The 21702-nt window shown below is 63.1% G+C and carries 16 protein-coding genes; 6 read left to right on the top strand and 10 right to left on the bottom strand.

Features of this window, described 5'->3' with window-relative positions; genetic code table 11:
- The first annotated feature begins 22 nt into the window (after positions 1-22).
- Positions 23-472, top strand: coding sequence for a hypothetical protein (locus AC13HB_RS13050; RefSeq protein ID WP_482950205.1), 450 nt, complete (start codon positions 23-25; stop codon positions 470-472).
- 9 nt (positions 473-481) lie between these two features.
- Here AC13HB_RS13050 and AC13HB_RS13045 read toward each other — a convergent pair whose 3' ends face one another.
- The 5 genes from AC13HB_RS13045 to AC13HB_RS13025 all read right to left on the bottom strand — a co-directional run bounded on the left by AC13HB_RS13045 (position 482) and on the right by AC13HB_RS13025 (position 6824).
- A complete protein-coding gene (locus AC13HB_RS13045; RefSeq protein ID WP_482950204.1) occupies positions 482-910 on the bottom strand; it encodes an HIT family protein in 429 nt (142 codons plus the stop codon).
- A gap of 97 nt (positions 911-1007) precedes the next feature.
- Positions 1008-1394 carry a hypothetical protein gene (locus AC13HB_RS13040; protein WP_482950203.1) on the bottom strand — a complete coding sequence of 129 codons (387 nt, stop codon included), beginning with the start codon at positions 1392-1394 and terminating at the stop codon, positions 1008-1010.
- Positions 1395-1477: 83 nt separating this feature from the next.
- Positions 1478-2653, bottom strand: coding sequence for a GNAT family N-acetyltransferase (locus AC13HB_RS13035; protein WP_482950202.1), 1176 nt, complete (start codon positions 2651-2653; stop codon positions 1478-1480).
- An 8-nt stretch (positions 2654-2661) separates the two neighbouring features.
- Positions 2662-4035, bottom strand: coding sequence for a M48 family metalloprotease (locus tag AC13HB_RS13030; protein ID WP_482950201.1), 1374 nt, complete (start codon positions 4033-4035; stop codon positions 2662-2664).
- 110 nt (positions 4036-4145) lie between these two features.
- Positions 4146-6824, bottom strand: a complete 2679-nt coding sequence (locus AC13HB_RS13025; protein ID WP_482950200.1) for an Rne/Rng family ribonuclease — start codon at positions 6822-6824, stop codon at positions 4146-4148.
- A 547-nt stretch (positions 6825-7371) separates the two neighbouring features.
- Between AC13HB_RS13025 and AC13HB_RS13020 the strand changes: the two genes are divergently transcribed.
- The 3 genes from AC13HB_RS13020 to prfB all read left to right on the top strand — a co-directional run bounded on the left by AC13HB_RS13020 (position 7372) and on the right by prfB (position 12374).
- Positions 7372-8556: an N-acetylmuramoyl-L-alanine amidase gene (locus AC13HB_RS13020; RefSeq protein WP_482950199.1), complete on the top strand. Its 1185-nt coding sequence runs from the start codon at positions 7372-7374 to the stop codon at positions 8554-8556.
- Between the two features lie 96 nt (positions 8557-8652).
- Positions 8653-11178 carry a penicillin-binding protein 1A gene (locus tag AC13HB_RS13015; protein WP_482950198.1) on the top strand — a complete coding sequence of 842 codons (2526 nt, stop codon included), beginning with the start codon at positions 8653-8655 and terminating at the stop codon, positions 11176-11178.
- A 73-nt stretch (positions 11179-11251) separates the two neighbouring features.
- Positions 11252-12374 (top strand): peptide chain release factor 2 gene (prfB, locus tag AC13HB_RS13010; RefSeq protein WP_482950197.1). Its coding sequence is split into 2 segments (ribosomal slippage): positions 11252-11320 and positions 11322-12374, totalling 1122 coding nucleotides; the frame shifts between segments, so codons are not numbered across the junction.
- Positions 12375-12457: 83 nt separating this feature from the next.
- On the opposite strand, the gene AC13HB_RS13005 is transcribed toward prfB, so the two are convergent.
- The 4 genes from AC13HB_RS13005 to bcp form a co-directional block, all read right to left on the bottom strand.
- Entirely contained in the window at positions 12458-12913 is a 456-nt protein-coding gene (locus tag AC13HB_RS13005; RefSeq protein ID WP_482950196.1) for a bactofilin family protein, read from the bottom strand.
- Between the two features lie 61 nt (positions 12914-12974).
- Positions 12975-14198 (bottom strand): peptidoglycan DD-metalloendopeptidase family protein, encoded by a 1224-nt coding sequence (locus AC13HB_RS13000; protein WP_482950195.1) that lies wholly within the window; start codon positions 14196-14198, stop codon positions 12975-12977.
- A gap of 114 nt (positions 14199-14312) precedes the next feature.
- Positions 14313-15128: a ferritin-like domain-containing protein gene (locus AC13HB_RS12995; RefSeq protein ID WP_482950194.1), complete on the bottom strand. Its 816-nt coding sequence runs from the start codon at positions 15126-15128 to the stop codon at positions 14313-14315.
- A gap of 18 nt (positions 15129-15146) precedes the next feature.
- A complete protein-coding gene (gene bcp / locus AC13HB_RS12990) occupies positions 15147-15617 on the bottom strand; it encodes a thioredoxin-dependent thiol peroxidase (protein WP_482950193.1) in 471 nt (156 codons plus the stop codon).
- Between the two features lie 102 nt (positions 15618-15719).
- Here bcp and AC13HB_RS12985 point away from each other — a divergent pair, with 102 nt between their 5' ends.
- Positions 15720-19253: a YhdP family protein gene (locus AC13HB_RS12985; RefSeq protein WP_482950192.1), complete on the top strand. Its 3534-nt coding sequence runs from the start codon at positions 15720-15722 to the stop codon at positions 19251-19253.
- Between the two features lie 4 nt (positions 19254-19257).
- Here the strand turns inward: AC13HB_RS12985 and tyrS are convergent, their stop codons facing one another.
- On the bottom strand, positions 19258-20505 hold the full coding sequence (gene tyrS / locus AC13HB_RS12980) for a tyrosine--tRNA ligase (protein ID WP_482950191.1): 1248 nt from the start codon (positions 20503-20505) through the stop codon (positions 19258-19260).
- A gap of 63 nt (positions 20506-20568) precedes the next feature.
- Here tyrS and AC13HB_RS12975 point away from each other — a divergent pair, with 63 nt between their 5' ends.
- Positions 20569-21678: an anhydro-N-acetylmuramic acid kinase gene (locus tag AC13HB_RS12975; protein ID WP_482950190.1), complete on the top strand. Its 1110-nt coding sequence runs from the start codon at positions 20569-20571 to the stop codon at positions 21676-21678.
- Positions 21679-21702: the final 24 nt, after the last annotated feature.

Genomic DNA, 21702 nt, shown 5'->3' with positions numbered 1-21702 from the left:
GTTAGCGGGAGTAATGCACGGCGTGAAGACGAGCTCGAAAGTCCTGTACTATTCGGCGGTCATTCTGGTGCTCGTCCAGGTCGCCTATAGCTTGGGTTGGGCGTGGCATGACGTGTCCGCCCGTCTGGGGCTCTGGTCGAATCCCGACCTTGCCGACGCCTTCATCCGGTCGCTGACGCTTGTGCAGGAAGTCCTGTTCTTCTCGCATGTTGGGATGAATATCGTCACGCTCGGGCTCGTTACGATGCGTCGCTGGTGGGCCTTGCCGGCCTTCATCCTGTCCTTCGCGCTCGATCGGTTCGAATGGGTCATCATGAGCGGAAACGACATTTTTCAGATCCTGGTCGATACCGATCTGTGGGCGCTCTTTTCCTTTACCCTCCAAGGGCTGATCATCACCGTTTTGATGGTGATGGTGTTTAGCGGTGAATTGCAGGGCAGCCCTTGGCGGGACGTGAAAAACGAACGCTGACCTCGACGCCTAGAGCGCAGCCTTGATCTTGCCGGCGAGCACTTTCAGCTCCTCCACATCGGCCTGCCTGCCGGCATGTTCGCCCAACGGACGGCCCTCATAGCGCGGGATGATGTGAAAGTGGACGTGGAAGACGGTTTGCCCGGCCGGAGCGCCATTGAACTGGGTGAGCACTATCCCGTCGGGATCGAGGGCGGTCTTCACGGCATTGGCGATCCGCTGCACTCGCACGATAGCCTCTTTCAGCCCGTCCTCGGACATGTCCAGCGCGTTCCGGACGGGCTCCTTGGGAACAACGAGCGTATGCCCCGGCGATTGCGGGAAGAGGTCCATGAAACAGAAGACATGATCGTCCTCATGGACTTTCACGCAGGGCATCTCGCCGGCGATGATCTTGGCGAAAATATTCTCCGGATCGTAGCTGCCTTCGAGGCTCATGGCGTGTCTCCCGCGGGCTCTGGTACAATGATCTTCAGGCCGGCAACGCCGACCCGCTATTGGTAACGACTGGCAAACAGGTTCGCCAACCACTCATTCATCCTGCTTCCGGATCGTACCCGAGTTCATCGGCAGTGAAGGGAACCGGGGCGGGGGGGGTGAACGTCAGCTTGCATGCCCCGCAGCGCCGTTTGCGCCGGAAGAAAGGGAAGAAGACATTGTACAGGACGTAGAACCCGAGCATCAGCCAGACACGTCGCTCCCTGCGGGTCTGGCCGCCGCACTTGGGGCACGGATAGCACGGCTCGACCTCGCGGGCTCGCATGTCGTTGATTAGCTTCTGGGCTTCATCCCGGCAGGCATGCGGAATCAGGATTCGCGGACGCGACGACCCGAATTCGAGGTTCGGAAAGGCATGGTGCAGATGGAAATCCGCCAGTATCGCGGGGATGCCGGCGGCGCGCAGTGCGGATACGGTGACCATGGCATGCCGGGTCCAGGGCTGCGACGAGCCGGAGGTAGCGGAAGAAGTATTCGTCACGAGCGGCCCAACGTCGCAAAGTTACATTATTCCTGATGCTTAAACGGCGTCTCTTCGTCCTGCAAGGCGATCTCCTGTTCGACCGCGGCGCGTTCCCGGTCGAGATAGTCGGCGATGGCGCTGCGGAAGCCGGGATCGGCGATCCAGTGCGCGGAATAGACCGGGGAGGGGCGATAGCCGCGCGCCAGCTTGTGCTCGCCCTGGGCGCCTGCCTCCACGCGCGATAGTCCGCGCTCGATCGCGATCTCGATGGCCTGGTGGTAGCAGAGTTCGAAATGCAGACAGGGATGGTCGTCGAGCCGTCCCCAATAGCGTCCGTAGAGCGCCTCCGAGCCAACGAGATTGAGCGCGCTGGCGATATAGCGCCCCTCCTTCTTCGCCATGACGAGTACGACCCGGTCAGCCATGCGCTGGTGCAGGAGGTCGAAGAAGGCGCGATTGAGATAGGGGAAGCCCCATTTGCGCGATCCGGTGTCCTGATAGCACTCGAAGAAGACGTCCCAATGCAAGGGCTGGAGGTCGGGACCGCTCAGGCGTTCGATCTCGATCCCGTCCCGGGCCGCACGCCGTTCCTTGCGGAGGGCCTTGCGCTTCCGTGAGGACAGGTCGTCGAGGAAGGCGTCATAGCTGGCGTAGTCGCGATTGTGCCAGATGTATTGCCGGTCCATGCGCTGCAGCAGGCCCTGACCGGCAAAGACGTCCCTTTCAGCGCGTGTGGGGAAGTTCACATGCCAGCCCGAGACGCCCCACTGCTGTGCGATCTGAATGGCGCCGGTCGCCAGCGCGCGCCGGATAGCCGGGTCGGGTGAGAGCAGGCGCCGACCCGTCACCGGCGAGAAAGGAATCGCGGTGAGCAGTTTCGGAAAGTATTGCCCGCCCGCGCGCTCCCAGGCGTCCGCCCAGGCGTGGTCGAAAACGTATTCGCCCATGGAATGCAGCTTGATGTAGAGGGGCAGGGCGCCCCGGATCATGGCTGTCGCGTCTTCCACCACCAGATGCCGCGGCAACCAGCCCGTATCCTCGCCCACACAGCCTGATGCTTCCAGGGCCTCGAGGAAATCCCAGCTGAGAAAGGGGTCGCAGGCGGCGCCGGGCGGATTGGCCACGGCGTCCCAGCCATCTCGGCTGATATCAGAGAGCTGTTCGACAGCCCGCAGAGACAGTGTGCCGGGCTCGTTTCCGTCATCGGCGGCTGGTGGCATGACGGCGGTCAGTTGCGTCGCTGCTGGCGGCGTTCGCGACGTTCCCGTCGCAGATCCTCGGCGGTCGGCTGCGACACGGACTCGATCTCGGTCGCACGGATCCAGGCCGGGCTGCCGGGCTCAAGTTCGTCGCGGGCACGAGAGGCGAATTGCAGCGCCCGGGCGCGATTGCCCGACGCGAAAGCGTGCTCGGCGGTCGCCAACTCGGCCAGCGCCGTATTGCCGTTGCGTTGATGGACGATGGCCATCTCGTACCAGCCGAAGCCGTTATGCGGTTCGATATCGAGGGCGATCCGCAAATGCTCCTCGGCCTCTTCGAGATAGTCGGGGTTTTCGGTCGCGATCAGGGCGCTGGCGAGATTGATGCGAAGTAGCGGCGCTGTGGGTTCCAGCTCGACCGAGCGACGGTGCGGCGCGATGGCGTCCTCGGCATGCCCGCTCTCGAACAGCATCTGGCCGTGCAGCTCGTGGAAATAGGGATTGTCCGGTTCCTCGCCGATCAGGCCGAGGATTTCCTCTTCGGCGCGTTCCAGGCGCGCATCATGATAATAGGCCACGGCCCGGGCATAGCGCGCCGCGATCGAGGTGTCGCTCTCCGGATATTGGTAGAAGACGTATTCCGGTTCCGCGAGGAAGCCGTAAATCTTGGCCTGGACGCGCTGCAGACGTTCCATTTCTTCCGGCGTCGAGGTGACATCGGCATGGGGCGAGGTTGCAGCCGCCTCGCGCAGATAGCTGATCCGCTCGGAGGAGAGCGGGTGGGAGCGGAAATAGGGGAAACGCCGCGCCTGCGACATGACTTCCTGGTAGCGGAAGCGCTCGAAGAACTCGACCAGCCCGTCCGCCGGTTCGCCAGCCGTTTCGAGAAACTGGAGCGCGGCCTGGTCGGCCGAAGCCTCCTGGGCGCGCGAATAGGTGAGGAAGGAAAGGGCACCGAATTGCTGGCTCGAGGCCATCAGCGCACCGGCCGCACCGCCTTCGCCTGCAAGCGCCGCCAGCACGCCGAGACCGAGGCTGATGAACATGGGGGCCTGGGCGGCGGATACGCCGTCGCCGACGCGCGCGAGGTGAGCGCCCGAGATATGGCCGGTCTCGTGGGCGATTACGCCCTCGAGCTGGTTCGGGTTCTCAGCTTCGACGATGATCCCGGTATGCAGGAAGATGTTTTGCCCGCCGGTAACGAAGGCGTTCAGGCTGGGATCGGCAACGATGTAGATATCGACATCGGCCGGTTCGAGGCCGGCAGCCTCGATGAGGGGATCGGAATAATCGCGCAGCAAATGCTCGATTTCCGTATCCCGGATCAGTGACTGGCCCCAACCGGGAGCCTGGGTTGCCACCACGAGGCTGACGGCCGCGGCGACGGATTTCAGGACAGACATCCTGCCTCCACTACTCAACCCCCGCAGTCCCATGATAGCAGCGCGATCCCGTGACGCCACCGTCAAAGCGAAGCGGGCCGCCGTTCGCCACGGCGGCCCGTTCCGTTTAGTCAGTTGCCGAAGAGGCTGCGGTTCCACCAGCCCTTGCGTTTCGGCTTGCCGTCATCCTCGACCGGCTTCTTCTCGGCCCCGGCCTTGCCCGAATCCGTTTCGGCAGCGACCGGTTCCGGCTCACTCGGCTTGGCGGGTTTACGGGCGCGGGACTTCGGCTTCGCCTTGGGCTTTTCAGCCTTGGCGTCATCCTTGGAGTCTGCCTCCGCCGCCGGTTCGGTAGCGGGCTCGTCGGCCTTTTTGCGGCGCGTACGGCGTTTCGGCTTGGCTTCGGCTTCAGCCTCGTCGCCCGCCTTGGCCGTCTCCGGAGCCGGTTCGGCGAGAGCTGCGTCATCGGCCTTTTTGCGCGGACGGCGCGTGCGGCGCTTCGGCTTTTCTTCAGACTCGGCAGCTTCGGCAGCCGGTGCCTCGGCGCCGTCGGCAGCTTTTCCAGCCTCGTCCGATTCTGCGCCGGTCTCAGCGGCCGTTTCGGCTTCGATATCGGCCTTGCGGCGGCGCGGTGCACGCTTGCGCTTCGGCTTTTCTTCCTTGGCTTCCGTAGCGGCAGCATCCTCGGTCGGTGCGGTTTCAGGCGTTTCGGATGTGGTATCGTCGCCCTCTGCGGAATCCTCGGCCGGCGTTTCGGCCGGAGCCTCGCTACGGCGGCGACCACGGCCACCCCGGCGGCCGCGCCGCCGGCGTCGGCGCGGAGCCTCATCGCCATCGTCAGACTGATTGTCGGCGCGATCGCCGTCCTCGTCTTCGTCGTCGTCCGAGCTGCCCTCGACCTTGACCACATCCATGGCGGACGCGCCGTCCTCGGAGGACGGCTTGCGGCGCCGGCGGCGACGGCGGCGACGGCCGCCGCCTTCACGGGCTTCCGTATCGGTGTCGTCGGTATCGTCTTCCGGCTCGTCCGTGTCGACATCGTCCACCGACTCGACGGTCAACGGAGCCATTTCGATCTGGAGCTCCTGACCCGGCTCACGGCTTTCGACGGCCTCGATGGAGAATTCCGGCGCCAGGATCGTATCGTCGGCCGCGACCGAGATATTCATCTCGAAGCGCTGTTCGATCATCAGCAGATGGTCGCGCTTCTCATTGAGCAGGTAGAGCGCGACAGAGGTCGGCACGGAAATGCGGATGCGCTTGGCGCGACCCCGCGTGCCTTCCTTTTCCAGCCCGCGCAGAGCGACGAGAGCGCTCGATTCGGTGGAGCGGAGATGACCGGAGCCCTTGCAGGTCGGACAGGTCGTCGTAGAGCCTTCGAGCAAGCTGGTGCGGCGGCGCTGACGGGAGATTTCCATCAGGCCGAACTGGGAGATGCGCCCGACCTGGAGGCGGGCTCGGTCGCGCTTGAGCACGTCCTTCATCTTCTTCTCGACCGCGCGGTTATTCTTGTTCTCATCCATGTCGATGAAGTCGATCACGATGAGACCGGCGAGGTCGCGCAGGCGCATCTGGCGGGCCGCTTCCGCGGCCGCTTCAAGATTGGTCTTCAGGGCCGTCGCCTCGATATTGCGCTCACGCGTGGAGCGGCCCGAATTGACGTCGATGGAGACCAGGGCCTCAGTCGGATTGATGACGAGATAGCCGCCGGACTTGAGCGGTGCCACCGGCGAGTAGATCGCCTCGAGCTGGCTCTCGACCTGGAAGCGCAGGAAGAGCGGAACTTTTTCCTTGTAGTGCTGGACCTTCTTGGCATGGCTGGGCATCAGCATGCGCATGAAGGCCTTGGCTTCCTTGTAGGCGTCTTCACCTTCGACGAGGACGCTGTCGATTTCCTTGTCGTAGAGGTCGCGGATGACCCGTTTCACCAGGTTCCCTTCCTCGTAAATCATTGCTGGAGCAACGGATTTTAGCGTCAGCTCGCGTATGTTTTCCCACAGCCGCAGCAGATAGTCGGCATCGCGCCGGATCTCCGTCTTGGTGCGCTTGGCACCGGCCGTGCGGATGATGAGGCCGACGCCCTTGGGCAGGTCGAGCTCGTTCACCACGCTCTTCAGGCGCTTGCGGTCGGCTGCGTTGGAAATCTTGCGGGAAATGCCGCCGCCTCGCGGCGTGTTCGGCATCAGCACGCAATAGCGGCCGGCCAGGGAGAGATAGGTGGTCAGGGCTGCGCCCTTGTTCCCGCGCTCTTCCTTGGCGACCTGAACCAGCAGGATCTGGCGGCGCTTGATGACTTCCTGGATCTTGTACTTGCGGAACATCTGACGGCGGCGGCGGGCAGCCTGCGCGTCGTCGATATCGTCCTCGTCGGAATCGTCGCCGATCGATTCGGGCGCTTCGCCGGCAGCATCCTCGTCATTGGCGTCATCACCGCCATCTGCCTCGGTGTCGTCCTGTCCGGACTCTGCGGCTGCCGTAGCGGTCTCGTCTTCCTTGTCGTCGCCTTCCGCGTCCTCCCGAACGGCGCTGGCTTCCTCTTCTGCCAGCGCGAGCCGGTCCTCATGAGGAATCTGGTAGTAGTCGGGATGGATTTCGTTGAACGCGAGAAAACCGTGACGGTTTCCGCCATATTCGACGAAGGCGGCCTGGAGCGACGGCTCTACGCGCGTGACCTTGGCGAGGTAAATGTTTCCGCGAATGGGGCGGCGTGCAGCCGCTTCGAAATCAAAATCCTCAACTTTGGAACCGTCGACGACGACGACGCGGGTCTCTTCCGGATGACCCGCATCGATCAACATTTTCTTGGACATTAAAAGTGTCTCCTGCGCGCGCCGGCAAGCGCGTCCGGCCCGGGGGGGCGTGACGGATAGCGTGCGGCGGCGGGGGTGCGACGGACGAGGGGATGCCCGCTGTCACGGCGCTGACCGATTCCCGAAAACAGGAGATCGTCAGGGGACTTGGCATCAGGCGCTCCTCGCGCATCAGCAGTTACCATATGCGCCCCGGGATCGCTTCAGGATGGCGGGACGCGGCGGTCGGGGCCCCGGACAAATTGAGTTTCCAGGGCGGTGATCAATGAGTTGGCAGGTGTCGATAACGACCCTGCCTGCCTGCCCCGGCAGCGACTTTCAGCGATCGCTGATTGCGCGGATATGCCAAGGCGTTGGCAACATGCAACATTCGGATGCGGAAGAAAAGGCTCTCGCGCGGTGAATTCGCGCTGTTGATTTCTCCGCTGCGCATCAACCAAACGTCAAGTTCCGGCGTTTATGGTTACCGAAAAGCCGTGGACAGAATCACGGCGTATGCGATGGTGTAGCGATGCGAATTCCAGCGTTGATATCGGTACTGGCGGCAATGATTGCAAGCTCTGGCGCGGCTCTGGCCGACCAGGAAGTGCGCGATGTGCGCTTCGGTGTCGACGGCGTGCGCACCCGGGTGGTGATCGAAACCACGGAGGCGGCCGAATTTCGTGCGTTTACCCTGGAAGGTCTCGCCGACCGTCTTGTCGTCGATCTGCCGGACTCAGACTGGCGGGTTTCCGGTCTTGAGAGTGGCGAGGGCGTCGGTCATGGCCTGATCGAGGATTTCCGCTTCTTCAACAATTCCGCGAGCAGCTCTCGTATGGTGTTCGAGCTTGAGCATCCCGGCGTGATCGTCAGCCAGTTCGCGCTCGACCCGGCACAGCCCGGCGGCAATCACCGGCTTGTCATCGATGTCGAGCGGGCCAGCGGAGCGGCGGCAACCGCTGCCGTGCCGAGCAGCACGCAACATACTTCGGTGAGTTCGCTCGATTCGCTGATCGCCGAGCGCGTGGAAGCTGTTTACGTGCCGCCGCAGCGCGAGCGCCGCGTCATCGTGATCGACGCCGGTCATGGTGGTCGCGATCCGGGCTCTATCGGTCGATCCGGCACGCATGAGGCCGATGTGACACTCGCCGCGGCTCGCGAATTGCGCCGCCAGCTGGAGGCGACCGGGCGCTACGAGGTCCTGCTGACGCGCGATAGCGACGTCTACCCGTCCTGGACCGAGCGGGTTCAGGTCATGGCCGATGTGCGCGCCGACCTGTTTCTCTCCCTGCATTCGGATTCCTCGCCCAACGGCAATGTCCGCGGCGCGGCTGTCTACACACTCAACGACCGGGCCGAGAACCGGGCGCGTCAGCGTGCTCGCGAGGATTCGAACCACACCGAGCGCGCCGACGTGAACAACATCCTCGTCGAGCTCGAGCTGCGTGAAAAGCGCAACCAGTCCTCGGCCTTCGCAGAGGTTCTGCTGGAGCATCTCGACGATGCCAGCCCACTCCTGTCTAACCCCCATCGACAGGCTAACCTCTTCGTGCTGCTCGATCCGCGCGTACCGGCCGTCCTGCTCGAGATGGGGTTCCTGACCAATCGCACGGACGAGGCCAATCTGACCTCAGCATCCTTCCGGCGGCGCCAGATGGCGACCGTCACCAGTGCGATCGACGATTATTTCGCCCGCCGCGGCGATGACGGCGAGATCATGGCCGGCACGGCGATTGCATCCCGGGCACGCTGACAGGCTTTCAACTCATGCCATGGGCGGTCATAATGCGGCCCAGTTGGCATGGTTCCAATCAGGGCAGTCCTGCAGAAGGTGCGGCCAGAGGGCGTAATGAAAATTCTGACTTTGCGTAACATGATGCGTGCCGTCCTGTGGGGTGGTGCGGCGGCCGCCGTGCTGGCTGTTGCGGGCTTCATTGCCGTAGCGGTCTATGTCGTGCGCGTGACCGACGATCTGCCGGACTACCAGCAGCTCGCGGAATACGAGCCGCCGATCATGAGTCGGGTCCATGCCGGCGACGGCCTGCTGATCGCAGAATATGCCCGAGAACACCGCGTCTTTGTTCCGATCGACAATATTCCCCAGAACGTCGTCCACGCCTTCATCTCGGCCGAGGACAAGAATTTCTACGAGCATGGCGGCCTCGATCTGCGCGGTATCATGCGCGCGGCGCTGTCCAATGTGGGTAATGTCATCAATGGCCGGCGTCTCGAGGGCGCCTCGACCATTACCCAGCAGGTCGCCAAGAATTTCCTGCTCTCTTCCGAGCAACGCATCGAGCGCAAGGTGCGCGAAATGGTGCTGTCGCGCCGTATCGAGCGGGCTTTCACCAAGGATGAGATTCTCGAACTCTATCTGAACGAGATTTATCTGGGTAATCGCGCCTATGGCGTCGCGGCGGCGGCGTTGAACTATTTCGGCAAGTCGCTCGACGAGCTGGACCTGCATGAGATTGCCTATCTCGCCGCCCTGCCGAAAGGGCCGGCGAACTATCACCCCGAGCGTCACCGGGAGGCTGCGATCGCCCGCCGGAACTGGGTGATCTCACGGATGGCCGAGAACGGCTACATCACCGAGGCCGCAGCCGACGAGGCAGCCGCGCAACCGCTGGAAATGGTCGACCGCCTGTCCGGCGCGACCTACACGGCAGCTGAATATTTCGTCGAGAACGTCCGCCGCGAAGTCTTCTCCATTTATGGCGAGGATGAGCTTTATGATGGCGGCCTTTCGATCCGCACCACGCTTGACACGTCCATGCAGCTGTCTGCGCGCCGCGCGCTTCGCGACGGGCTGGAAGCCTATGACCGTCGCCACGGTTATCGTCGCGGGGCACTCGGTTCGATCGAGTTGGGCGAGGGGTGGGAAGAGCGTCTCGCCGATGCCGATATTCCGCGCGATCTCGATGAGGGCTGGCTTCAAGCGGTCGTGCTCGAGACAACGGCCGATGCGGCTCGTATCGGGCTGCTGAACGGCGAGGAGGGACGGATCCCGCTTTCCGCGCTCGCCTGGGCCCGTGAACCCCTGGAGGACGGGCGGACCGGCGATGCGGTCGAGCGTCCTTCCGACGTGCTCATTGCCGGTGACGTGATTCTCGTCGAGGCGATCGAGGAAGAAGAGGATTACCAGGAGGGCGATTACGGCCTGCGGCAGGTGCCCGCAATCAATGGCGGCATTCTCGCCATGGACCCGCACACGGGCCGCGTGCTCGCCATGGTCGGCGGCTATTCTTTCCAGCACAGTCAGTTCAACCGGGCCACGCAGGCTCGCCGTCAGCCGGGCTCGTCCTTCAAGCCCTTCGTCTACGCTGCTGCCCTGGACAATGGTTATACGCCGGCCAGCCTGATCTTGGACGCGCCTTTCGTCGCCGCTGGCGGTGCGGACGAGCGCTTCTACATGCCCTCGAACTATTCCGAGCGCTATTACGGCATGTCGACCCTGCGCCTCGGGCTGGAGCTTTCCCGGAACGTCATGACGGTGCGCCTCGCTCAGGAGATGGGCATGCAGCCTATCGCCGAATACGGCGAACGCTTCGGCATTTATGACGAGATGGATCCGGTGCTCGCCATGGCGCTGGGTGCCGGCGAGACGACTCTCTACCGCCTGGTCTCGGCCTATGCGACACTGGTCAATGGTGGCCGCCGGGTCGAACCGACCATTATCGACCGCGTTCAGGACCGGTCGGGCGATACGATCTACGCGCACGAGGTTCTGCCCTGCGAGACCTGCGACGTCGAAGAGTGGCACGACGCGCTGCTCGAGCCGATCTTCCCGGAAACGCGTGAAGAGGTCGTCGATGCGGTGACAGCCTATCAGGTCGTGCACATGCTCGAGGGCGCAGTCCAGCGCGGGACCGGCACGGCGCTGCGTTCTCTCGGACGACCGCTGGGCGGCAAGACCGGCACGACAAATGATTTCCGAGATGCCTGGTTCGTCGGCTTCGGCCCTGACATCATCGTCGGTGTCTATGTCGGATTCGACACGCCGTATCAGCTCGGCGCCGGCGAAGCCGGTGGCCGCGTTGCCGCGCCGATCGCCCGCGACTTCCTGAGCAGCGCCCTAGAGAATTATCCGGTCGCCCCGTTCCGCGTCCCGCAGGGGGTGCGTCTCGTTCCGATCCATCACGATACCGGTGAGCCGGGCGTGCTGGGTCAGCCGCGTGTCATTCTGGAAGCCTTCCGGCCGGGAACGGAACCGTCGCGCCAGACCGAGGAAGAGGAGAGCGGTCTCAGCTTCGCGCGTGACTCGGTCAGCGATGACCCGCTGGCTTTCCTCCTCGATGACGGCGGGGAAGACGGCGAGGGCGATAACGGGGATGATGCCCAGGAAGACGATGAGGAACTCGGGGGTCTGTACTGACCGGCTTGTCTCGGCGCAGCCCTCCCTCTATCTCACGGACATCACGATTTGAATCAGCAGGGGTCACGCTCGCATGCGCGCAGACATCCAGACCTTGTCCGACGAAATCCAGCAGGCAGTTGGCTTGCTGAGGAGGCGTCTTTGACTGGGATACAGCCAGTAAACGCCTAGACGAACTCAACGCCCGCTCGGAAGATCCCGACTTCTGGAACGATCCCCAGAAGGCGCAATCCCTGATGCGCGAGCGCAACCGCCTGGAAGCCTCCATCAAGACCATCGAGACGGCCGAACAGGAATTGGCCGATACGCTCGAGCTCGTCGAACTTGCCGAGATGGAAGACGACGGCGCGATGGTCGAGGAAGGCCATTCCGCGCTCAGGAAACTCAGCGAGACCATGCGCAGGGCGGAGCTGGAAGCCTTGCTGTCCGGCGAGGCCGACAGCAATGACAGCTATATCGAAATTCATCCTGGTGCGGGTGGGACCGAAGCCCAGGACTGGGCCTCCATGCTGTCTCGCATGTACACGCGCTGGGCCAATGCCCACGGCTACAAGGTCGAGGTGATCGAGGAGCAGGCAGGGGAAGAGGCCGGTCTCAAATCGGTGACGCTTCTGGTCAAGGGCGATAATGCCTATGGCTGGCTCAAGACCGAAGCCGGCGTGCACAGGCTGGTCCGTATCTCGCCCTACGATTCGAGCGCGCGCCGCCATACCAGCTTCGCCAGCGTCTGGGTCTATCCGCTCGTTGATGACACGATCGATGTGGAGATCGAGGAGAAGGATGTCCGAGTGGATACCTATCGCGCGTCGGGGGCGGGCGGTCAGCACGTCAACAAGACCGACAGTGCGATTCGCCTGACTCACGAACCGACAGGCATCGTCGTGCAGTGCCAGAACGACCGGTCGCAGCACAAGAACCGTGCGACCGCCTGGAACATGCTGCGTGCGCGACTCTACGAGCTGGAACTCCAGAAGCGCGAGGAGGCGGCCCAGGCCGAGGCTGAGAGCAAGACCGAGATCGGCTGGGGTCACCAGATCCGGTCCTACGTCCTGCAGCCCTATCAGATGGTCAAGGACCTGCGGACGAATGTGGAGACGTCCAATACCTCCGGTGTGCTCGACGGTGATCTGGATGCCTTCATGGCCGCGGCCCTGGCCGCGCGCGTTGGTGGCGACGAGGCCGTTAGCGAAGACTGAGCTTCACGCGGTGCGTGACGTCAGAACGAAAAAGGCCGGCGACACATGCTGTCGCCGGCCTTTTCCTGTCGATCAACCCGGGATCAGAAGCTGCCGGACTTTGCTGCAACCGGCGGCTCGAGCGATCCGAGATCGTCGGATTTCGGCGCGGGCGGCTTGCTATCAGCCTTCGCTGCGCCCTTGTCAGCGGACGCCGGCACTTTCGGCGCGTCCTTGAGCGGGTCGGACGAATGACGGCAATGACCGTCGAAGAAGGCACCGCTTTCGACGGAAAGGCTGGCATGCACGATGTCGCCGTCAATGCGGGCGGTCGAGGCGAGCTGTACCTGGCGGGCGCGAACGCTGCCGTTCACCTTGCCGCGGACCACGACGGTTTCGGCAAAGACTTCACCATTGACCGACGCGTCTTCGCCGATGATGAGCGAGCCTGCGCGAACATCGCCTTCGACCGTGCCGTCGAGCTGAATTTCACCGTCGGAGACAATGCTGCCCGTGAGGACGAGGTCACCGGAGAGGATAGAGGGGGCTTTCGATTTCATGGCAGTCCTTTTCGGTGCGGAGCTTTGCTGCCCCCCGGCTTCGGGAAGCGAGACGTCTTTATTACCCTTGTTGAACATATTGGCCGGCTCTCAGTAAGCGTTCGGGATCAATGGCGGTCCCGTTATACCAGACTTCATAGTGCAAGTGTGTGGCGGTACTGCGGCCCGTCGAGCCCATCCCCCCGATACGCTGGCCACGCTCCACGGTATCACCACGCCTTACCGCGATTTCGTGGAGATGGCCGTAGCGGGTCACAAGGCCAAAGCCATGGTCGATCTCCACGCAGCGACCATACCCGCCTCGCCAACCGGCGTAAATGACGCGGCCCGGACCTGTCGCAAGGATAGGCGCACGGCGATAGGCCGCGAAGTCCATGCCGCGGTGCGGTGTGAGACGTCCGTTGAACGGGTCGAGGCGTGGTCCGAAATCACTCGTTTCGCGATAGGTGTCGCCGATCGGTACGCCGAGCGGGCCGTTCTGGGCGAACTCCTCCAGCTCTTCCACTTCCAGCATGCGTGTTGCGATCCGCGCAATGCGTGCGGAAAAGTCCTGGTCGACGTCGATATCGGTCGAGAACAGGCCGCCCTCGGAAATCGGAATGAAAGGACCACCGCGTTCTTCGCCCTCGCGGTTCTCGGCGATCACGGTCTCGATATCGAGACCGGTCAGCCGCAGCACGGCGCGTAGATTCTGGAGGCGGGCCTCCGTGGCGTCCTCCGCCTGCGCCAGGACAGCGTCCTGTTCGCCCATTAGGTAGGATATCTGGTCTTCCGGTGCGTCGGACAGCGCAGCAATATTGACGAGCGGATCCCGAGCCTCGCGCGGTGTCGGATCGGCAGGCGTGGCGGCCATCAGGACGCTGCCGTCATCCAGCGCCGGCGAGGGTTCCATTTCCTGGCCGGTCAGCTGTTCGGCGAATTCGACAAGCTGGCGCAGCGTCTCGTGCCGCATCTGAAACTCGTAGGCAGTCCGGTCGAACTCCTCCATGCGCGATTCCATGAAGGAGCGCGCCGTGGCTTCGCTGGCCCGCGCTTCGGCAACCATGCGGTTATAGTTCACGCGCTCGCGCTCGAGCTCGGCATCCTTGGCGGCAAGCGCACGGCCATGGAAGGCGACCGAGACGGTCGAGAAGCACAGCCAGCCGGCCAGTACTGTCGCGCTGAGCAGCGCGCTTATCTGTATTCCGGTCGAGATCGCGAAATAGCGGACCTGCCCATCGCTGCGATGGTAGATCTGCCTGTCAGGAAACCAGCGCTGAGCCGTGCCCCAAACCGCGTCTTTCACTCGTGTGAACATGCGTAATGCCGCTCAGATTCAACTTGCCCCTGATCCCCGGACGGCATGTGACACAAAAGTCCGGGAAAATTCAATACAAACCCATGCAAGAGATGCGCCGCATCATGCTAATGGGCGATAAAAATCAGCGGGCAAATCCGCACGATTTCGGGCCTCGATATTGAAGGGTGGTTTGAGATTGCCCTTAAAGTGCGTCTTTACAAGGGCTTGGAAGTAGTCTGCCGGATTGCGGCTTTCTTGCTCGCAGAGTGCGTGAAACCAGCGGCACCCCGCTGCGACGTGACCGACTTCTTCCGTATAGATTATTTCAAGTGCGGCAGCGCTTTCCCGGTCGCCGGCAGATATGAGCCTCTGGATCATGGCCGGGGTCACGTCGAGCCCGCGGGCCTCAAGGACCATGGGGGCCACCGCCAGACGGGCTGCGAGATCATGGGACGTTGCGCGTGCGGCATCCCACAGGCCGTCATGTGCTGGCAGATCTCCATAACCCGCATCCATTGCGGCGAGTCGGTCGCTGACGAGCACGAAGTGCCGGGCTTCGTCGTCGCCGACACCGATCCAGTCTCCGACGAATGACCGCCGGTCCTGATCGCCGAGGCGCGAATCATGGGCGAAGCGGAGCACCAGGTCGAAAGCCAGATCGATCGCATTGAACTCGATATGGGCGACGGCGTGCAGAAGCGCAATCCGCCCTGCCGGCGAGCTCAGCCGTCGACGCGGTACCTCGCGCGGCGGCACGAGTTCCGGGGCGTCCGGGCGGGCTGGTCGATCCGGCGCGGCGGGAATTGCGGTGGGCGTCAGCTCGGTTTCAGCCTCGCCATCCCGCCATGCCCGCGCGGCTTCGTGCGCCGCGGCGACCTTGTCGGCGGGAGCGGCGCTCTTCAGAACGCGTAGGGCGAGGTCCTGGATAGAAGGCATGGAATCAGGCCCGACCGGTCAGGTCAGTCCCTGGACGACGCCGAGAACCTTTTCGACATGGCCCTTGACCTTCACCTTTCGCCAGATTTCGGCGATGCGGCCTTCCGGATCGATTACGAAGGTCGATCGCTCGATGCCCATATATTCGCGACCATAGAGCTTTTTGAGCACCCAGGCGCCATAGGATTCGATCATCTTGCCGTCCTCGTCTGAGACGAGCGCCACGGAAAGGTCATGCTTGGTCTTGAATTTATCGTGCTTTTGCACGCTATCTTTGGAGACACCGATCACGACCGCATTGGCCGCTTCGAACTGCGCGGCGGCTGCGGTGAAGTCGAGCGCTTCGGTTGTGCAGCCGGGTGTATCGTCCTTGGGATAAAAATAGAGCACAACAGTTTTCCCGCGCAGCGCCTCGAGGTCGATCTCGCGGCCGCCATCGGCAGGAAGTTTGAAGGTCGGAGCAAGGTCACCGGTTTTGAGTTCGCTCATGTCATCCCCTATTCGTTCCGGAAGGCCCGGCGGGCCGATGAGCGTTAATGTGCGACTTCACACCGTCGCGTCCAGAGGGGCGACTGCGGGAGGTCGTCTCCGATGATCCGGAAATCCCTCAAATGGAGCGTGATCTACACGCTTGAGGCCATCGCTATCGTGCTGGCACTCGCGATCTTCGGCATGGGCGCTGTTCTGTGGCGGCTGTCGAGCGGTCCCGTCGAGCTCGATTTTCTGCGGGAAGACGCTCAGCAAATGCTAGCCGACGCATTTGAGGGCGATGTTGTCGCACTCGGGACACTGGAAGCCCGCTACGATCCGTCCCAGCAGGCGCTGATCATGAGGGCTCTCGATGTGACCGTCGCTGAAGCGTCGGGCGAGGTCGTGACGCGCGCGCCGCTGATCGAGGCCGGGCTCGCCGTGGATGCCCTCGTATTCGGGCGAATCGAGCCGGTCTCGCTCACTATCGAGGGGGGGTCCGTTTCGATTGTTCGGCGTGCGGACGGCGCTGTCGGAGTCGGGCTGGGGACGGTCGAAAGGGTGGCGGCAAGCGCCCGGGTTCCGGCGAGGGGCGGTGACGAAAGCGCCAGCCTGTTCGAGATTCTTGCCGACCCGGATGACCCGACCCGGCGCATCGGTCGCTTGCGGCGGATCGAAATCGAGCGGGCCGCCGTTCGTATCGTCGACGAGATTGCAGGCATCGCCTGGCTGGTCGATGATGCCGGCGTCAGCTTCGATCGCGACGATCGGCGCGTGCTGGCCGAAATCGAGGGACGCTTGGCCACGCCGTCCGGATATGCCGGCATCGGGTTAAGATTGCAGGCGGGCGCACAGCTGGATTCCTTGTTGCTGGAAGCGAGTCTCGACGATCTTTCACCGGCAGGCGTGTTGCCCGGCTCCGGGCCATTGTCGAATCTGCGCGGGCTGGATGCACCGGTTCAGGTCGACTTCGCCGTGGATGCGACCCGGGAGAGCGGCATCCGTTCCGCTTCCTTCATCCTCGAGATGGGCGAGGGGCGATATTTCTCGGATGGCGAGCCGACAGAGGTATACGGCGGGATTCTTGCGGCCGAATTCGACCCGGTCGAAGGCGTTCTGATCGTGCGCGAGGGAGAGATTGACACGGAACTCGCGGCCCTGAGCATTACCGGCCAGGTTTCCGAACTTGGAGCCTATGTCGGCGCGCTGCCGACGGAAGGCCAATTCGATATTTCCATGGGGCAGGGGTTTGTCGATCTCGGCGAGGTCTTCGAGCGCCCGCCGCGTTGGGAATCGCTTGAGGTCGCAGGCCGGTTTTCTGCGGCCGACTACCGGATTGATATCGAGCGGATGGAACTCGCCATCGATACGATCGCGGCAAACATGTCCGGCGCAGCCTGGCTCTCCCAGGCCGAAAGCGGTAGCTGGCTACCCAATCTGCAGCTGTCTGGCCCGATCGCCGGCGATATCGAGCCGGAAACCGTGCTGGCTTACTGGCCTGTCGAACTCGCCGATGGCGCCCGCGAATGGGTCGTGGACGGCATTCTCGACGGGCGTTTCTACGGTGCCAACTTCGAGATCGATCTCGACGCCGACTCGATTGAAGCCGGCAGCCTTGCCAATGATCGCATGACACTCGGCTTCGAATTCGAAGATGCGGATGTGCGCTATATCTCGACCATGTCGCATCTCACGCGGGCCAGCGGACATGCGGTATTGCGAGGCAATGCATTCGAGGTGGACCTGGAGACGGGCTGGATCGGCGATATCGAGCTCACCGAAGGCTATGTCGATATTCCGCGTCTCAATCCGAAAGGCGCCCTGGCACGCTTTGGCGGCGTTGCGCGAGGTCGGGCTTCGGACATTCTGGCCCTGATCGACGAACCTCCGCTCTATTTGCCTTCCGATTACGGGATCGAGCCAGCTCTCGTTTCGGGCGAGGGGGAAATGCGCTTCGAGATCCGGCGCCCCATGCTGTCCGACGTGCCGCCGGAAGATATTCCCTTCTTCATCGAAGGCGCTTTCACAGAAGCATCTCTCAATATTCCTGGAAGCGACGCCGCGCTGACCGACGGCACTGTCTACATTACCGCAAGCCAGGAAGGCCTGTCGGCGACGGGCGATGCCCGTCTCTTCGAGACGCCGGTCGAGATCGAATGGACGGAAACCTTCGGCCTGCCCGACGATGCGGCGTCGACGCGTATTCGCGTCGGTGCTCAGGTCGGCACCCGAACGCTCGATGCTCTCAACCTGCCTGCCAGGCGCTATCTCGACGGTATCGTCGGCATTCAGGCCGAGGCAATCTCCGACGGGCTCGATATTCATTCGGTCGAGATCCGAGCGGATCTGGGCGAGGCCTTGCTTGAGATGCCGCTGGGCCTGTGGAGCAAGGAAATCGGTGAGCCGGGCGAAGCCATGATGTCGATCGAGGCGGATGCGGCTGGCACATTCCTGATCAATGAAGCCAGTCTCAGCGCTGAGGGACTCGATGTTCGTGGCGATGCGCGTTTTACGGGCGAAGGGCGCTTGCTGGATGCCAATTTCGAGCGGCTTTTCGTAGACGGCCTCGCGGACATCGAAGGCCGTATCGAGGTGCCGGGCAATACGGATGAACCGATCCGGTTGCGGCTTTCAGGGCGGTATGTCGATGGCAGTGCGCTCGTTCCGCAATTCACCTCTTTCGGTGAGGGGGGAGACGGTCTGCCGGTTTCGGCAGATATCGATATCGCACGTCTGATCATCACAGAGAACTATGTGCTCGACAATTTCAGCGTGATCTGGCGGAGCGAGGCTGCAGGTATTCGGGCGGTCTCGGTGTCCGGCCAGACAGTAAGCGGTCCGTTCCAGAGTTATTTCGGTGCGGTGGAAGAAGGCGATGCCCGGGAATTCCGGCTCGATTCTCAATCGCTGGAGACTGTCGGTGCCCTGTTCGGGCTGGAGGAGTATCTGCTCGGTGGGCGACTTTCTATCCTCGGCTCGGCGCCGCCGCTGGGAACCGAGGGCCCGCTGACGGCCCGGGTGGAAGTCGATGACGTCACGGTCATCCAGCTGCCCATCCTCGCCCGTATTCTCGCGGCGGGTTCCTTTCAGGGACTGGCGGCCCTGCTCAATGGCGACGGCATAAGCTTCGATCTGGTCGAAGCGGACATCGCCTGGGAGGACGGCTTGCTGACCATCGGCGATGCCAGGGCGGGCGGCAGTTCGCTCGGCGTGACCGCAGCGGGCACGGTCGATTTCGCGTCGGAGCATGCCGCGATCGACGGAAATCTGGCGCCGTCCTACGTCGTTAATTCCCTGCTCGGCGATGTTCCGGTGATCGGCGAGCTTCTGGTCTCGCGTCCGGGCGAGGGCGTGATCGGGATCACCTATTCGGTGGAAGGCCCGTTCGACAGTCTGACAGTCTTTGCGAATCCGCTCTCGGCCCTGGCTCCGGGCGTGCTCCGCCGGCTCTTCGAGGGCACGGCAGCCGATCGTGCCGCCCGCGAGCGTGCGGAAGATGCGGCAGACACGCAGGCCGACACGTCCGAGGAGGCCGAAGGGCCGGATGAACCACAGCCGCAATCCGTGCTCCCGGAAGTCCGCGTGCCAGAAACTGGCGAGGCTGATGATAACGCTCCGGAGGCGGGTGAGCCGCAACCCGGCGGTAGTCCTGAATAGTAGATCAGGCCGGCTTGGCGAGGGCGTGGCGCTTCTTGCCGACAGACAGCTTGATCGCACCATCGATCAGCAAGTCAGCCGATGCCGTGGCGAAGGGGTCCGTCAGCGGCTGGTCGTTCACCTTGGCAGCACCGGCCTTCATGTGCCGGCGAACCTCGCCATTCGAGCCGGCCAGGCCCGCTTCCACGAACAGGCTCACGAGGGTGACCTCGCCATCGGTCAGGCCGGCTACCTCCACCGTGGGAAGTCCGCCGCCGGCACCGCCCTGGGCGAAGGTCTCGCGCGCTGTCTGTTCCGCCTCCCGAGCCGCGTCGACGCCGTGCAGAAGCGTCGTGGCCTCATTGGCCAGACGCACTTTCGCATCGTTGATCTCGGCCCCCTCCAGGGCTTCGAGACGGGCGATTTCTTCGAGCGGCATATCGGTGAAGAGCCGCAGGAAGCGGCCCACATCGGCGTCTTCGGTGTTGCGCCAGAACTGCCAATACTCGTAAGCGCTCAGCATGTCTGGATTGAGCCAGACGGCGCCGTCAGCCGTCTTGCCCATCTTGGTGCCCGATGCGGTCGTAATCAGCGGCGTGGTGAAACCGTAGACTTCGGCCTGGTCGACTCGGCGGCAAAGTTCGACACCATTGATGATATTGCCCCACTGGTCGCCGCCGCCCATTTGCAGCGTGCAGCCTTCACGTCGGGAGAGCTCGAGAAAATCGACGGCCTGGAGCAGCATGTAGTTGAACTCGAGGAAGGTCATCGGCTCCTCGCGCGCCAGGCGCTGCTTCACAGACTCGAAGGTGAGCATGCGATTGACAGTGAAATGCGATCCGTAGGCGCGCAGGAAGTCGAGATAGCCGAAGGTCGAGAACCACTCGTTATTGTCTACAACGACAGCGTCGGACGGGCCCTCGCCGATGGTAAGAAGTTTCTCGAAGGGTTTCAGGATACCCGCCTTGTTCTGCTCGATCTGCTCGTCGGACAGCATGGAACGCATCTTGTCCTTGCCGGTCGGGTCGCCGATCTTGGTGGTCGCGCCCCCCATCAGGATGATGGGTTTGTGTCCGGCCTGCTGCAGGCGGCGCAACATCATGATCTGGACGAGCGAGCCGACATGGAGACTGGTCGCGGTCGCATCGAAGCCGATATAGCCCGTCAAGACGCCGGACGCCGCGGCTTCGTCGAGGCCGTCGAGATCGGTGGACTGGAAGTGGTAACCGCGCTCGACAAGCGTGCGAACCAGATCGGACTTGTAATCGCTCATGAAAGTGTCTCCTGATAAGCCGCTTCTAGGTCGACATTCGGCGCGAGAAAAGAGGGGGAGCGCATGCAGCGCGTGATCGGATTGATGAGCGGGACCTCGCTGGACGGTATTGATGCTGCCCTGATCGAGACAGACGGTACCGCGATCGAGCGATTCGGACCCGGCGAAACGATCGCCTATACCGCCGGGGACCGGGCGGTGCTCACCGACGCCGTAAAGCAGGCGGTAGCATGGGGATTTGATGGGCCGCGACCGGATTTCGCGGAGGCCGAAAAGGTCCTGACACGCCGGCATGCCGAAGCCGTTCGGGCGGTGCTCGAAAGTGCGGGACTCAGCCCTGGCGCAATCGATCTGATCGGTTTTCACGGACAGACGGTGCTGCATCGTGCGCCGGAGGGCGGGCAGCTCGGACGTACTTTGCAGATCGGCGATGCGCGGGCCCTCGTGGAGGCAACAGGCGTCTCCGTTGTCTCCGATTTTCGGTCGGAGGACATGCGTGCTGGCGGGCAGGGCGCGCCTCTGGCGACTCTTTATCACGACGCGCTGGCACGTCAGGCCGGGCTGGAACGTCCGGTCGCCATTCTCAATCTGGGCGGCGTCGCCAATGTCACCTGGCTAGCACCTGATGCGGACCCGGTCGCTTTCGATACAGGTCCGGCCAATGGGCTGATCGATGCCTGGTGCGAGCGGGAGGCCGGTGAGCCCTTTGATGAAGCAGGTCGACACGCCGGGGCCGGACGCATTGATGAGAGTGTGCTCGCCAAGCTCCTGTGCCATCCGTTTTTCGAACGGCGACCGCCGAAATCGCTCGACCGATGGGATTTCTCGCTAGACCCGGTCAAGGGGCTTTCGCTCGACGACGGCGCCGCGACGCTGACCGCTTTCACGGCGCGCACTGTTGCCGATGCCATCTCGGCGCTCGGTCGTCCCGAGCGTCTGCTGGTGACGGGTGGCGGCCGGCACAATCCGGTTCTTCTTGGGATGATTGGCGATTGGAGCGGAGTCGTGCCCGAGCCTGTCGAAGCTGTCGGCTGGCGCGGAGACCTTATCGAGGCAGAGGCTTTCGCCTGGCTTGCGGCCCGTGTCGCTGCAGGACTGCCGACCAGTCTTCCGTCGACCACGGGCGCGGAGCGGCCCGTTTGTGGTGGCTTGCTGACCCAAGCAAAAGGTTGAAACAAAAAAGCCCCCGGCAAGCGG

Source organism: Maricaulis sp. B-26, from assembly GCF_056857855.1.
This window is presented reverse-complemented; position numbering and strand designations above follow the sequence as displayed.

What these genes read in the sequence shown, in the direction of transcription:
- AC13HB_RS13045 (WP_482950204.1), bottom strand. Translation starts at nt 910, where the DNA reads ATGAGCCTCGAAGGCAGCTACGATCCGGAGAATATTTTCGCCAAGATC.
- AC13HB_RS13040 (WP_482950203.1), bottom strand. Translation starts at nt 1,394, where the DNA reads ATGGTCACCGTATCCGCACTGCGCGCCGCCGGCATCCCCGCGATACTG.
- AC13HB_RS13035 (WP_482950202.1), bottom strand. Translation starts at nt 2,653, where the DNA reads ATGCCACCAGCCGCCGATGACGGAAACGAGCCCGGCACACTGTCTCTG.
- AC13HB_RS13030 (WP_482950201.1), bottom strand. Translation starts at nt 4,035, where the DNA reads ATGTCTGTCCTGAAATCCGTCGCCGCGGCCGTCAGCCTCGTGGTGGCA.
- AC13HB_RS13025 (WP_482950200.1), bottom strand. Translation starts at nt 6,824, where the DNA reads ATGTCCAAGAAAATGTTGATCGATGCGGGTCATCCGGAAGAGACCCGC.
- AC13HB_RS13020 (WP_482950199.1), top strand. Translation starts at nt 7,372, where the DNA reads ATGATTGCAAGCTCTGGCGCGGCTCTGGCCGACCAGGAAGTGCGCGAT.
- AC13HB_RS13015 (WP_482950198.1), top strand. Translation starts at nt 8,653, where the DNA reads ATGAAAATTCTGACTTTGCGTAACATGATGCGTGCCGTCCTGTGGGGT.
- AC13HB_RS13005 (WP_482950196.1), bottom strand. Translation starts at nt 12,913, where the DNA reads ATGAAATCGAAAGCCCCCTCTATCCTCTCCGGTGACCTCGTCCTCACG.
- AC13HB_RS12995 (WP_482950194.1), bottom strand. Translation starts at nt 15,128, where the DNA reads ATGCCTTCTATCCAGGACCTCGCCCTACGCGTTCTGAAGAGCGCCGCT.
- bcp (WP_482950193.1), bottom strand. Translation starts at nt 15,617, where the DNA reads ATGAGCGAACTCAAAACCGGTGACCTTGCTCCGACCTTCAAACTTCCT.
- AC13HB_RS12985 (WP_482950192.1), top strand. Translation starts at nt 15,720, where the DNA reads ATGATCCGGAAATCCCTCAAATGGAGCGTGATCTACACGCTTGAGGCC.
- tyrS (WP_482950191.1), bottom strand. Translation starts at nt 20,505, where the DNA reads ATGAGCGATTACAAGTCCGATCTGGTTCGCACGCTTGTCGAGCGCGGT.
- AC13HB_RS12975 (WP_482950190.1), top strand. Translation starts at nt 20,569, where the DNA reads ATGCAGCGCGTGATCGGATTGATGAGCGGGACCTCGCTGGACGGTATT.